Raw genomic sequence first — 13,537 nt, forward strand, 5'->3', positions numbered from 1 at the left:
ACGATCCGGGTGCTGACGGCCGAGACCGCGCTGCCGCGGCTGACATCGGTGCTGACCTTGTACTCGGTCTTGGCGTCCGGCAGTCCGAAGACGGCGCCGCACGGCACACCCTTCTCGTCCACGATGGTCTTGCCGTCGGCGGTGATGACGACCTTGGCCTTGCTCACCGTCGAGTCGCCGAAGTGGCCGGAGCCATCGGTGAACAGCGGGATGCACACGCCCAGCTGGTCCTGAATCCGGTAGGCGCCGTAGCCGTCCGAGGCCTTGCCGACGCTGGGGCCGAACACGCCCTGGTTGAACGTGGCGTGGTAGACCTTGCCCACCTGGTAGAGGCGGAACGGACCGTACTGGCTGACCTCGTAGTCACCCTTGGTGCTGACCTGCGAGAAGTTGAAGGCCCAGGCCAGACCGGACGGGGCGTTGACGTAGTGCTTGGCGGCGCCCGGGACCGGGAAGGTGCCCGCGCCGATGCCGATGCCGCCGTTCCCGTCGGACCACATGGCGCCGACGGTGCCCTTCTTGTTCTTGGCGGGCGATCCGGCGATCACATTGACCTGGGCGAGCTCGTCCTTGGTCGTCTTGTGGGTGTAGCCGGTGAAGAAGGAGCCATGACGCTGGTACACCAGGTTCCAGCGGGTGCTGCCCTTGCCCCACGCTCCGCCGACGGAGCCGGTGAACTGCTTGGCGGGCAGCTTCGGGCCGAGGTGGGCGGTGGTGATGCCCTTGAAGTTCTCGAGGAACCAACTGCTGCCGTAGCTGTCGTCGTTGACCCGGACGTTCCAGTCGCTGTACGCCCCGAGGATCTTCGCCGCGCTGTCCGGCGGGGTGATCTTGATCGGCTTGGCCTTGCGGGCGTCGACGGTGAGCGAGGTGTCCTTGGTCAGGGACAGCTTCGGCTGGGTCACGATCGCGATGTCCGCGTCACCGCCGGCCCGAGGGGTGAAGACGGGGGCGTCGACGACGTAGGTGCCCTTGGGCACGCGCACCTTGAGGGTGCCCTTGCCGGACAGTTCCTTCCAGACCGGCTGGCCGCCCAGGGCCACCAGGCTGCCGAACGTCTCGGCGGGCTTGCCCTTGGCGTCGATGAGCTTGAGCGTGAGGTTGTAGGACTCGACCTCGCGCACGAGGGCGAGCGTGGTGCGGACCGTCTGGCCCTCGGCCTTGGCCACGAGAACGCCGGAGTAGACGCCGTCCTTGGCGTCCACCCTGGTGTCGGCGGTCACATTGACGCCTACGGTCTTGCCGGCGGGCACGGTGACCTTGTCGACGTCGGCCTTGAACAGGCCCTCGGGAGCGGGCTTGCCGTCGGGCCCCAGGGCCTGTACAGCGACATCGAGGGTGACGTCCGCGGAGCCGGTGTTGCGGTAGGTGATCTTCTTCGTCACCGGCTTGTCGTCGTCGTGCGGCCACTGCTGGGTGCCGAAGCTCAACGAGGTCTGGTCGGTCAGCACGGTGTGCTTGATGGCCGTGGTCAGGTTCACCCGGCCGGTGCCCTGCTGGAAGACTGACAGTCCGTCACCGGGCTTGGCCGAGGCGGTCAGTGTTCGCTTGATCTGCTGGCCGTTCCAGTCCGGGTGCTGCGAGGCGATCAGCGCGGCGGCACCGGCGACATGCGGGGTCGCCATGGAGGTGCCGGACAGCGTGACATAGCCGGGTGCGGCCGGGGTGCCGATGACGCCCTTGGCAGCCTTGGCCGCGACGATGTCCACGCCGGGGGCGGTGATGTCGGGCTTCAGCGAGCCGTCGACGGTCGGACCGACGCTGGAGAACTCGGCGAGCTTGTCCGACTTGTCCACGGCGCCCACGGTCAGGGCCTCTGCTGCGCTGCCGGGAGAGCCCACGGACTCCGGCTCGGGGCCGGAATTGCCCGCGGCGATGGCGAACAGCACGCCCTTGGTGGTCGACAACTTGTTGACCGCCGCCTCGAGCGGGTCCACCTCGGGGGTGTCCATGCCGCCGAGGCTGAGGTTGATCACCTTCGCGCCCTTGTCGACGGCCCACTGCGCGCCCGCGATGATGCCGGAGTCGTCTCCGAAGCCTTCGTCGTTCAGGACCTTGCCCGCCAGCAGCTTCGCGTCGGGAGCGACACCCTTGTACTTGCCGTCCGACTTCTTGCCCGAGCCCGCCACGATCGAGGCGACGTGTGTGCCGTGGCCGAAGTGGTCGACGTCGTTCTTGGAGTCGGAGAAGTTCTTCTTCGCGATCACCCGGTCCGACAGGTCCGGGTGGGTGTCGTCGACGCCGGTGTCGAGCACGGCGACCTTGACGCCCTTGCCGGTGTAGCCCGCGGCCCACGCGTCCGGCGCGCCGATCTGCGGGACGGACTTGTCGAGGCTGGCCCGGCGTACGCCGTCCAGCCAGATCGTGGCGATGCCCGCGGCCGCGCCGCGGGAGACTCCGGAGCCGTCGGTCAGCGCGTCCCACACACCGGAGGTGGCGGACTTCCTGGCGGTCAGCGCCTGCCCGCCGACCGCGGGCAGGTCGCGCTTCACGGTGAGCCCGGCGGAGCGGAGCGCGGCCTTGGCCTGCGCCTTGTGCGCGGTGTAGGCGACGATCAGCGGCGTCGTGTCGCGGTGCTGGTCGTCGTACTTCGACTTCAGCAGCTCGGTGACGTCGAACAGGCGCCGGTCGAGCCGGCCCTGGGAGATGAGCCTGGCGGCGTCCACGGGGATCACATACGAGTGCCCCTTGAGCCGCTTCACGGAGACGGCCGTACCCTCGCGGCCCTTGCCCGGCACCACCGACGTGACACGGCCCTTGGCGTCCACGTGCACCCGGTCACCGGTGATGAGCGTGACGATGCGGTCGCTCTTGTTCGCCGACGTCTCGCCGCTCTTCCACTGGTCGGGCCACTGGTCGTGCTGGGACGTGGGCACGCCCTGAGCGCCCGACGCCATACCGAGCGACAACGCTGTCGCCAGCGTGGCGGCCAGGATCGCCCCGGCCTTGTTCCTGGATCGCAACAACTCTTCCCCTCGAATCGCCTTGCGATACGCGGGTGCACAGCAGGCGTCAAGAAGAGCCGGCGTCTTTCCCCCTGCTTAAAGCCCCCCGAGACCCACCGCGCCCCGCCTGTGCGCCCCATGTTTCCTTTTCAGTACTTCACGAAACAAGGGAGTTTTCTTGGCAGTTGTGTAACAGCGGCCACGAACGGGCGCCGCCGTGCCCGATTGCGGGCAGGGACGAAGCGCCCCCCGGCAGGAAGGCCGGGGGCGCTTCAGGACTGGTGCTCCACGGGCACCGCGCGGGGTTGACGTGAACCGCATCGTGAACTTGCGGATGGCGCGTGGGGGTGTGGGCAGGGAGAGTGAGAGGAACGGGGGGTGAGCACGCGGGACGCGCTTGGCTGCTCGCGGGGGTCGCCCGCCCCGCGGGCCGGCGCCGCCCCGAGCCCCGGCGCGGGCGAGATCCCGCCCTGTGAGCTGGCTCACCCTGGCGCGGACTTTGCGCTGGACAGCGCTAGCGTCGCCGAGGAGCCCGTGCTCGTACCGGGCAGGCAGAAGGGACCGGGCATGTTTCGCAAGGTGCTGGTGGCGAACCGTGGTGAGATCGCGATTCGCGCGTTCCGCGCCGGCTATGAGCTGGGCGCGAGAACCGTCGCCGTATTCCCGCATGAAGATCGCAATTCGTTGCACCGGCTGAAGGCCGACGAGGCCTATGAGATCGGTGAACCGGGGCACCCGGTGCGGGCGTACCTCTCCGTGGAGGAGATCGTCCGCGCGGCGCGCAAGGCCGGGGCGGACGCGGTGTACCCCGGGTACGGCTTCCTGTCCGAAAACCCAGACCTTGCGCGCGCGTGCAAGGAGGCCGGAGTCACCTTCGTCGGCCCGAGCGCGCAGACCCTCGAGCTGACGGGAAACAAGGCTCGCGCGGTGGCGGCGGCCCGCGCGGCCGGCGTACCGGTGCTCGGTTCCTCGGAGCCCTCCACTGATGCCGACGAGCTGGTCCAGGCCGCGCAGGAGATCGGCTTCCCGGTGTTCGTCAAGGCGGTCGCCGGTGGCGGCGGGCGCGGCATGCGGCGCGTCGAGGATCCCAGGATGCTGCGCGAGTCCATCGAGGCAGCGGCGCGTGAGGCCGAGTCCGCGTTCGGTGACCCGACGGTCTTCCTGGAGAAGGCCGTCGTCGACCCCCGGCACATCGAGGTGCAGATCCTCGCTGACGCCGAGGGCAATGTCATCCACCTGTTCGAGCGTGACTGTTCGCTGCAGCGGCGCCACCAGAAGGTGATCGAGCTCGCGCCCGCCCCCAACCTCGACCCGGCGCTGCGCGAGCGGATCTGCAACGACGCCGTGAGGTTCGCCGAGCAGATCGGCTACCGCAACGCGGGCACCGTGGAGTTCCTGCTCGATCCAGACGGCCGGCACGTGTTCATCGAGATGAACCCGCGCATCCAGGTCGAGCACACGGTGACCGAGGAGGTCACCGACGTCGATCTCGTGCAGGCGCAGCTGCGGATCGCCAGCGGTGAGACACTGGCCGATCTCGGGCTGACGCAGGACGCCGTCCACCTGCGCGGTGCCGCGCTGCAGTGCCGGATCACCACCGAGGACCCGGCCAACGGTTTCCGCCCGGACGTCGGCATGATCAGTGCCTACCGCTCGCCGGGCGGCTCGGGCATCCGCCTCGACGGCGGCACCGCCCATGCCGGCACGGAGATCAGCGCGCACTTTGACTCGATGCTGGTCAAGCTGACCTGCCGGGGCCGGGACTTCACCACCGCGATCGGCCGGGCCCGGCGGGCGGTGGCCGAGTTCCGGATCCGCGGCGTGTCGACGAACATCCCGTTCCTGCAGGCCGTGCTGGACGATCCCGATTTCCAGGCCGGGAAGGTCACCACGTCGTTCATCGAGCAACGGCCGCACCTGCTGACCGCACGGCTGTCCGCCGACCGCGGCACGAAGCTGCTCACCTACCTCGCCGATGTCACGGTGAACAAGCCCCACGGCGAACGGCCCCAGCTGATCGATCCGGCCACCAAGCTGCCGCGGCTTCCCGACGTCCAGCCGTCCGCCGGCTCCAAGCAGAAGCTCACCGAGCTCGGTCCGGACGGATTCGCGCGGTGGCTGCGCCAGTCGCCGACGATCGGCGTCACCGACACCACCTTCCGGGACGCGCACCAGTCGCTGCTGGCCACCCGGGTCCGGACGAAGGACCTGCTCGCGGTGGCCCCGGTGGTGGCACGGACAGTGCCGCAGCTGCTGTCGCTGGAATGCTGGGGTGGTGCCACCTACGACGTCGCGCTGCGCTTCCTTGCCGAGGACCCCTGGCAGCGCCTCGCCGCGCTGCGTGAAGCGGTACCGAACATCTGCCTGCAGATGCTGCTGCGCGGCCGCAACACCGTGGGCTACACGCCCTACCCGACCGAGGTGACCAACGCCTTCGTGCAGGAGGCCACGGCCACCGGCATCGACATCTTCCGGATCTTCGACGCGCTCAACGACGTAGCACAGATGCGGCCCGCCATCGAGGCCGTGCGAGAGACCGGATCCGCCATCGCCGAGGTCGCACTGTGCTACACCTCCGACCTGTCGGACCCATCGGAGACGCTGTACACCCTGGACTACTACCTCGGGCTGGCCGAGGAGATCGTGTCCGCGGGCGCACACGTGCTGGCGATCAAGGACATGGCAGGGCTGCTGCGCGCCCCGGCCGCGGCGAAGCTCGTATCCGCGCTGCGCAGGGAATTCGACCTGCCGGTGCACATCCACACCCACGACACCGCGGGCGGACAGCTCGCCACCTATCTCGCGGCCATCCAAGCCGGCGCGGACGCGGTGGACGGCGCTGTGGCCTCGATGGCGGGCACTACCTCGCAGCCGTCGCTGTCAGCGATCGTGGCCGCCACCGACCACTCCGACCGGCCGACCGGGCTGGACCTCCAGGCGGTCGGTGATCTGGAGCCGTACTGGGAGAGCGTGCGCAGGATCTACGCGCCGTTCGAGGCGGGCCTCGCCTCGCCGACCGGGCGGGTGTACCACCACGAGATCCCCGGCGGGCAGCTGTCCAATCTGCGCACTCAGGCCGTTGCACTCGGCCTCGGTGACCGCTTCGAGGAGATCGAGGCGATGTACGCCGCCGCCGACAAGATCCTCGGTCACCTGGTGAAGGTCACCCCGTCATCGAAGGTGGTCGGCGACCTCGCGTTGCACCTGGTCGGGGCGGGAGTCTCCCCAGAGGACTTCGAGAGCGAGCCGAACAAGTTCGATCTCCCCGACTCGGTCATCGGGTTCCTGCGCGGTGAGCTGGGCACCCCGCCGGGCGGATGGCCGGAACCGTTCCGCAGCAGGGCGCTGGAAGGCCGCGCCGACGCCAAGCCGACGCGGGAGCTGTCCGCTGAGGACCGCGAAGGGCTGGGCAAGGACCGGCGGGCGACGCTGAACCGGCTGCTGTTTCCCGGGCCGACGAAGGACTTCGAGACGCACCGACAGGCCTACGGCGACACCAGTGTGCTGGAGACCAAGGACTTCTTCTACGGGCTGCGGCCGGGGAACGAGTACACGGTGGACCTCGAGCCCGGCGTCCGGCTGCTCATCGAGCTGGAGGCCATCGGCGAGGCCGACGAACGTGGCATACGCACAGTCATGTCCACGCTGAACGGTCAACTGCGACCGATCCAGGTGCGGGACACCTCGGTGGCGTCCGATGTACCGGCCACGGAGAAGGCCGACCGGGCCAACCCCGGTCATGTCGCCGCACCGTTCGCCGGTGTGGTGACGCTCGTTGTCACCGAGGGCGACACGGTCGAAGCCGGTGCCACCGTGGCCACCATCGAAGCGATGAAGATGGAAGCGACCATCACCGCACCCAAGGGCGGGAACGTCGCACGGGTCGCCATCAACTCGATCCAGCAGGTGGAAGGCGGCGACCTCATCGTCGAGCTCACCTAGGGTCCGGGGCGACCGGGTGCTCCCCCGGCGCGGCCGAGGTGGTGGACGAGGTGGGCGGCGCGTGCGCCGACGGTGGTGACGATGGTCCCAGGGAACTGCTCACCGAGTTCCTGGGCCATCGTCTGATGCGGCCGCGGCGAACGCCGCAGCCGTGCCCTTCCGGCAGTGAAGGCCGCAAGCATGCCGACGGTCACGCGGCAGCGTCGGCTTTGCCCGGATCGTTGGGGTGAGCTGCGGCGCGGTGACGGTGGCCACCGGAATGTGGTCGGGCAGCATGCGCCGGGCCGTGGTAGACGCGTAGCCGGGTCCGTAACTGCGGGTTCTACTTGGTTCGCAGCATGAGGGCGTGGCGCGTGTTGTCGCCGTAGACCCCCGTCTCGTCACCGCGTATTCCGTACCAGTGCTGCAGTCGCGCCACGGCGGCTCGGACATCCTCGTCGTAGCGCCCATCGATCGCGCCGCCGTCGTAGATGTTGGGGACCTGGAGCAGGCGGACCTGCAGCTCGTACACGCCATGACCCCTGTCGCCCTGGCGCAGCACGCCTGTACCCGGGATCTCGGGGAGCGCGGGAGCGCGGTTGTCGGGCGGCTGCAGAGGCCGGTCCGGTTGCCCGGAGGGTGGGGAGGAGACCGGCGGTGCGGGGCTCTCGGGCGGCTGCGGCGGCCGGTCCGGTTGCCCGGAGGGCGCGTACGAGACCGGCGGTGCGGGGTTGTCGCTGCCGAGCAGCGAAGAGGCGAGGATCAGTCCGCCGGCGGCGCCCAGTCCGAAGACTCCGGCGACACGAGTGGCCTGGCGGTCGGTGAAGCGCCGCCATCCTCGGCTTCTGTTCCTCTTGTGTGCGGGCTCGCGTGGCGGTGCAGACTCCGAGGACGGGGCGGGGGGTTGGTCCGACGTCGGGGCCGGGCGTCCGACGGTGACCGGCCCTCCCGTGTACGGGCGCGGGCAGGTCCGCGAGTGCGAGCCGGTCCGACCGGGCGGGCCCTCCTGCGGGGGAGGGAAGGCCACCGGCGGCGCGGCGTACACCGGGCCCTCGGCGCCCGCCATGTGCGGCTTTTCCACCGGTGGTGGCGTTCCCGATAACGGGAGCGGAGCCGTCACCAGCTCCCTGCCGCGCACCCACAGCGGCTCCACCACGACGCCCTTCCGAGCCTCGGCCCGCCCTGCGCCCCCGGTCCGCTGTCGCTCCACCGGGTCCGGCTCGACGGCGTGCGGGGTATCCGGGTCCCGGCCCTCGGGCTGCGGTCCCACCGGCTGTGCCCGCCGGGATGGGGACGGAGCCGGGAGCGAGCACGGGGGCGGGGTCGCATCCGTGGAGCCCGCGTCCATGGCCGGTTCCCCTGCTCGTTGCCAGGACGGCGGCGAGGACACGGGCCGGTCATGCTGCCCGCCGACCGCGTAGAGGTCGGCGCGTGCGGCGTCCAGGGCGTCCAGGATGACCTGGAAGGAGTCCTGAATCTCTTGCCTGAGATCAGGACCCGGCCCGTGAGCTCGCTGAGGTCCGGTGTCGTCGAATTCCACTGGTAGTCCTCCTCAACCGACGTCCGTGGAACGACCTGTCGCAGACAGGCCCGGCGATGTCTTTCTCGGGGAACGCCGGCAGGTGCCGGATGGTGATGACGGGACAGGTCTGTGACGGGGGCGGGTCGGGCTTCGCGTGTCCTTGTGAGGCCATACGCAGCCCGAGCGGCTTTGTCTCAACCTGCCTTCCGGACGTGGCCCACAACTCGTCAGAGCGCGTCGCCGGCACCGGCCCGCGCATCGGTCCCCGCCTCCGCTGCCGACCCCGGTTCCGGCCCCGGCCCTGGCCGGATCGTTCGCGGTCAGTGGGCCGGGGGCGGGCACAAGCTGAGATCACCGGTACGACCTCACCCAGGGGGCCCATGCGTGGCGTGGATCCCGATTCTTGGGCCCGGATCGCTGACCTGGCATCTGTACGGCGATCCCGCGATGTGGATCGGGGGCGCGCCGACTCCCGGGTGCCCAGACCTCGGCGGGGCGTCCCACCGGGTGCCATGCCCGGCGGTCACCGCACCCTGACCGGACAGTTCATCGGATGGCCTGGAAACGGCCGCCACTGAGAGGGTCTGTGGCGTGCATGCTCAGCGCGTACTGGCGAATGCGCGAACGGCCTTCTGGGAGACTTGACGGACCGGGCTTCAGCACTCGTTGGGGACGCCGCCCTGGTCGTTGCCCTTCAGGAAGATGGCACTGATGTAGCCGGTGCGGCTGTCGGGCAACTGCAGCCGGACCCACTTGTCGTTGCTGTATTCGCGGTATGTGACCTTGTCCCCGGCCGTCCAGCACATGCCGGTGTAGTAGTTGCCGGGCTTGGCGGTGGTGACGTTTTTCGACTTGGCGATCGGGCCCTCCTTCACCTTGCCCTGCGCCCAGACCAGGACACGGGTGGCCTGGGTCGGCGGCTTGTCGTCGTCACCACCGGTGTCGAACATCCCGGTCACCACAGCCCCGACCACCGAGGTGGTCACCGCGATGAGGATGCCGCCGATGAGCGTTTCAGGTCCGTGGCCGCGGAGCCAGGCGGCCATCCGCGGGATGGGACGGCGAGCCGGTTCCCCGTCAGAGGGAGACGCCGGATTCCGCGGGGCCGAGGTGTCCCCACCATCAACAACCATGATCACCTCCACGCAGGCTCGTGCCGCGCACTGAGACAGAAAGCAACTCCATGACTACGTATAGTAGCCAACTTGAGGTCCGTTGCAGGGCAGATGCGACCGAAAGGGACAGCAGGCGCTCAGTGGATCTTGCGATTGGGGGATCCCCCGTCGAACGGCCGAGATCCGGCGCCCCGGGAGCGGATCTTCGAGGCTGTCTTCGATGGGCTGCGGCCACGCTGAATCGAAGGCGTGCAAACCTCCCACGGAAGTCGCCGAAGGGACTACCGACCGTCATCGTGAGCATCGGCGACACCCGACTGACCGCTTGGAATCAATCGTCCAGACCCGCGTGATGATCAGGTGCCAGGGGGCGGCGACCAGGGGTGAGCCACCGCAGCCGCAAGCCGAACCAGGACACAGCACCAGGAGCGGGCAACGGTCCTGGAAACGCTCGGTACTGCGCCGACCGGCCGCGCCGACCTGCCGCGCCGCTTGGCCGAAACCGCCGCCGGGAGCGCGCACCGCCCGGCCGCCCGGTCCAAGGCGCGGCGGCGCCCGGCGCGGGACACCGTCGTCATCGGGCCCGGGAGCGCGCAGGAAGGAAACGTCTCCGGATTCCGGTCACATTTGCGTGCGCCCATCCGTCAGTGCTGTGAACACGCCAACCAGGCCGACGCGAAAGAGGAGCAGCCATGACGAACACCTCCATCTCCCGGATGCCCAACCCGGCCGAGTTCGTGCCCGAGCTGAACGACATCAGCGCCGCCCTCTTCCGGGCCACGGGCAACCGCTCGGTTCCGCGCACCACGATGAGCCTGGTCCATCTGCGCGCCGGGCAGATCGTCGGCAACACGTACCTGACCGTCCTGAACACCGGCTTCCTGCGCAAGGCGGGGGAGTCCGAGGAGCGCATCACCGCCGTCTCCTCCTGGCAGGACGCCCCCTACTTCACCGACGCCGAGCGCGCCGCCCTCGCCCTGGTGGAGGCCACCCTCCAGCCCGCCCCGCACGGCAGGCAGCGCGTCTGCGACGAACTGTACGCCGAGGTGGCCAAGCACTACGACGAGAAGGCGCTGGCCACCCTCACCATCGCGATCGGTCAGATCAGCTTCTTCATCGCCCTGGCCGTCATAGGCAAGCCGCAGCCGGTCAGCTCCCTCGCGGACGAGCAGTGGGCACAACCCGATCCATCCATCAGCGGGGCCCGCTGACGATCCGCCAGAGCCGCTGCCGGGAGACCTGGCGGGCGACGGCGGACCGTGGCCGTCGGCCTTGCTGGTCCCCCGGGCAGTGGGGCATGCCCCGCACATGATCCCGGTTCCGGAACGCATTCGCGTGCCCCGTCCGGTCGGCGGCCATCGCGCCCCCGGCCGGACCGTCCGAGCGGCGGCAAAGTGTACTCATCACGCCGCAATCGCCGTTGGCTGCGGCGTCGGCAGATCACGCACACCGTCTCCCAGCGCCGTGACCAGCAGGCCCAACGCCACCGCCGCGGCAGCAACGGCGGCAGGCCCACCGGCTTCAACCCCGGATCGCCATGTACGCGGGGACGAAGTCGAGCGGCTGGTCAACCGGTTGAAGATCAACCGGGCCGTGGCGACGCGTTTGGACAAGAGGGCCTATGCCTTTCACCGCACCGTGACTGTGGCCGCGGTCCGCAGTTGGCTCCGCTCATGACCCGTCGGACGGTCGTTAATTCCTGAAGCGGCTGGGGAAGTCGTTGGCTTGCGCTTTCTGGCGTAGCTCCGTGTTATCGGGGTGCAGCTTCAGGGTCCGGCTGATGAGAACCTCTTCGCTCTCCTCGTTTTCCGGGTCGGGAAGGCAGCATTCCACCGGGCAGACAGTCTGGCACGCTGCGGCATCGTAAAATCCGACGCAGTCCGAGCAGAGATTCGGGTCGATGATGTAAATCTCGTCGCCCCTCCGAGATCGCCTCGTTGGGGTTCCGTTTCCGCAGCCCCGCGGCGGGGCAGTCCCGCTGGTCTGCGCAGTTGACCGCTCCGACACTTCCCAACAAGGAACGAAGCCGATCTGTCTTTGAGTCCGACCAGCAGAAGAACACCGCGACAGCCGGAGATGTACCGGAGCTTCTGGCTGTGGTTGAGCAGCACGGTTGCGAGCAGGGCCACATGTCCGTCGGCGAGGTCCACGGCCCGGGTGACGTGGTCGCCCGGGGCGAGTACGTCCGCGAGCACGGCCAGGCGCCCTTCTTCGTCATTCCCGGCCCGGCGTGAAAGTAGGCCGGGCCAGTCGTTGTTGATCACCACGCGATGGTGGTGACGCTGCCTATGTCGACCCCGGCCCAGATATGACCCACTGCCTCTGTCCTCGGATGCGCGTTCCGTCTGCTGTTCCCACGCACGACCTCGTCGGCATGCCCTTGCACACAATGACCGAATCGCAACTCCCAATCGGCGGCCGAGTCGTCGTCGGACACCCGGACGGCCAGTCAGCCGCAGCCGTCATCGGCAGGCCGTTGAAGGCCACACCCGAGTCCCTGGGAGAACTCGGGCGCCGACCTGCCCGGCGCTCGGCACGCTGAAGGTGGACACGGCCACGGACTTGTGGACCCTCGCTGCGAAGACGCTCTGCACTGAGCTGAGGAGGGACCAGCCGGTGAGAGATGGCAAGCACGGTTGATGGTGGCCACCTCCGCTCCCCGGCCTGCCGGGGCAACGGGCCCGGCGACCATTGAGCGCCACCATCCGCCGGACTTCTGTCCGAGTTCATTTGAAATTGACCCGGCATCAACTTTCGAGATTCTGAAGGCAACTGCTGGGTAACTTGTCTCGAGTCGCCCGTTGGAGCGCGGCACGGTCCTTCACGCCGATGGGTGGGTGCCGCTCGCCGCGCCCACGGACGGCGCGGACGCCGCGGACAGAAAAGAATGTCAAAAAGCAGAGCCAACCGGAACCATGCGTTCTGCGTCTTACGGAAAAGCTGCATAATGGGGCCGAGCTCCTATATCCCTGATTTTTGCGGCGGCTCCCGGATTTTCTTCTGATTTCCTTGACGGGCGCACCAGTTCTTCCCTAGCTTCGGTTATCGGCACCGTCGGATATCTGGATTCATCGCATGCCGTGTCAAGAACGCCGGTGCATCGAGTCGTCGGAGTTCGCCAGGCGCAGGCCCAGCAGGAATGACGCACGCTCTCCCGTCCGAAAAGGAAGGTCAATGGCCACGGTTCAGCGCCAGAAGGACCACACGCTCCACTCGAGGAAACCGCGCCGTCGCGCCGACATGCCGCTGCTGGGCGGCATACGCCCGCCCGTGGCGGCGCTGTCGGTACTCGTACTGCTTGTCGCGGGTGCCACCGCCGCCGCGCTTGGTCACCAGGACGACCGGCAAGCCCCCAAAGCGGTGCTGACCTCCCAGCAGCGCATCGCCGAGGACGGCGCGACCGCGCTGCGGGCCTCGCTCGACGAGAGCGTCACGGACCTGCGCCGCGCCGCGGCGATGCTGAACGCGGCCAAGCCCGTCGAGCCCGACGCCGTGCTGGGCGGCCTGGCGCAGGTCTATGGCAAGTGGCGCGGCACGGCGGTGGTGGACGTGGCCACCGGCGGCCTGCGTGCCGCGCGCGGCGAGAACGTCCCCCTCGACGCCATCGACCTGAGCAATCTGCCCGACGGCCTGCCACCGCGCCTGGTCAAGACCAGGTCCGGTGAGTCCCGCCTGCTCATCTTCGCGGTGTTGAGGTGGCGGGGAAAGGGCGAGCAGTTATTGGTAGCCTCCGACAGCCTCCAGGTGCCCAGCATCACCACCGGTCAGGACCGCACTCTTCAGGTCGTGGACCCCAAGGGTCATGTACTGGCGGCGGACGGGCCGGGCGCGGACAAGAGGAGCGCCAAGGGCCTTGCCGTCGAGGCGGTGCGCCAGTTGCACGGCAGGCGCCCGTCCGAGACCGCGGCCAGCGGCGGCTTCGACGGGCCCAGCGGCAAGATCCTCGGCGGGGTCGCCGAGGGCTCGCGCACCGTCGCCGGATACGCCGCCGTCACCCCCGGCATCGGCACCACCACCGACACCAGCCTCGCCGG

At 69.1% G+C, this 13,537-nt stretch carries 7 protein-coding genes and 2 pseudogenes; 5 read left to right on the forward strand and 4 right to left on the reverse strand.

The window, feature by feature from the left end; genetic code table 11:
- A partial coding sequence (locus tag IEY86_RS34770; protein ID WP_189135903.1) for a S8 family peptidase occupies positions 1-2,963 on the reverse strand: 2,963 nt, incomplete at its 3' end.
- A 549-nt stretch (positions 2,964-3,512) separates the two neighbouring features.
- Between IEY86_RS34770 and IEY86_RS34775 the strand changes: the two genes are divergently transcribed.
- A complete protein-coding gene (locus tag IEY86_RS34775; RefSeq protein WP_189135904.1) occupies positions 3,513-6,887 on the forward strand; it encodes a pyruvate carboxylase in 3,375 nt (1,124 codons plus the stop codon).
- On the opposite strand, the gene IEY86_RS37750 is transcribed toward IEY86_RS34775, so the two are convergent.
- The 3 genes from IEY86_RS37750 to IEY86_RS34785 form a co-directional block, all read right to left on the reverse strand.
- A complete protein-coding gene (locus IEY86_RS37750) occupies positions 6,884-7,006 on the reverse strand; it encodes a hypothetical protein (protein WP_265806153.1) in 123 nt (40 codons plus the stop codon). The two genes, IEY86_RS34775 and IEY86_RS37750, sit on opposite strands and share 4 nt — an antisense overlap.
- A gap of 203 nt (positions 7,007-7,209) precedes the next feature.
- Positions 7,210-8,406 (reverse strand): peptidoglycan-binding domain-containing protein, encoded by a 1,197-nt coding sequence (locus tag IEY86_RS37285; protein ID WP_229699038.1) that lies wholly within the window; start codon positions 8,404-8,406, stop codon positions 7,210-7,212.
- A 638-nt stretch (positions 8,407-9,044) separates the two neighbouring features.
- The gene (locus IEY86_RS34785; RefSeq protein WP_189135905.1) at positions 9,045-9,434 is read right to left on the reverse strand and encodes an SH3 domain-containing protein; all 390 of its coding nucleotides are present in this window, start codon (positions 9,432-9,434) and stop codon (positions 9,045-9,047) included.
- Positions 9,435-10,195: 761 nt separating this feature from the next.
- On the opposite strand from IEY86_RS34785, the gene IEY86_RS34790 reads away from it, so the two are divergent.
- The 4 genes and pseudogenes from IEY86_RS34790 to IEY86_RS34800 form a co-directional block, all read left to right on the forward strand.
- A complete protein-coding gene (locus IEY86_RS34790) occupies positions 10,196-10,714 on the forward strand; it encodes a carboxymuconolactone decarboxylase family protein (protein WP_189135906.1) in 519 nt (172 codons plus the stop codon).
- Between the two features lie 28 nt (positions 10,715-10,742).
- Positions 10,743-11,180: pseudogene (locus IEY86_RS37290) on the forward strand (transposase family protein); the annotation flags it as partial.
- 419 nt (positions 11,181-11,599) lie between these two features.
- Positions 11,600-11,737 carry a hypothetical protein gene (locus IEY86_RS34795; RefSeq protein WP_189135907.1) on the forward strand — a complete coding sequence of 46 codons (138 nt, stop codon included), beginning with the start codon at positions 11,600-11,602 and terminating at the stop codon, positions 11,735-11,737.
- A gap of 940 nt (positions 11,738-12,677) precedes the next feature.
- Positions 12,678-13,537 (forward strand): annotated as a pseudogene (locus IEY86_RS34800) (HAMP domain-containing protein); the annotation flags it as partial.

The sequence above is a fragment of the Wenjunlia tyrosinilytica genome (assembly GCF_014646055.1).
Taxonomy (GTDB): domain Bacteria; phylum Actinomycetota; class Actinomycetes; order Streptomycetales; family Streptomycetaceae; genus Wenjunlia; species Wenjunlia tyrosinilytica.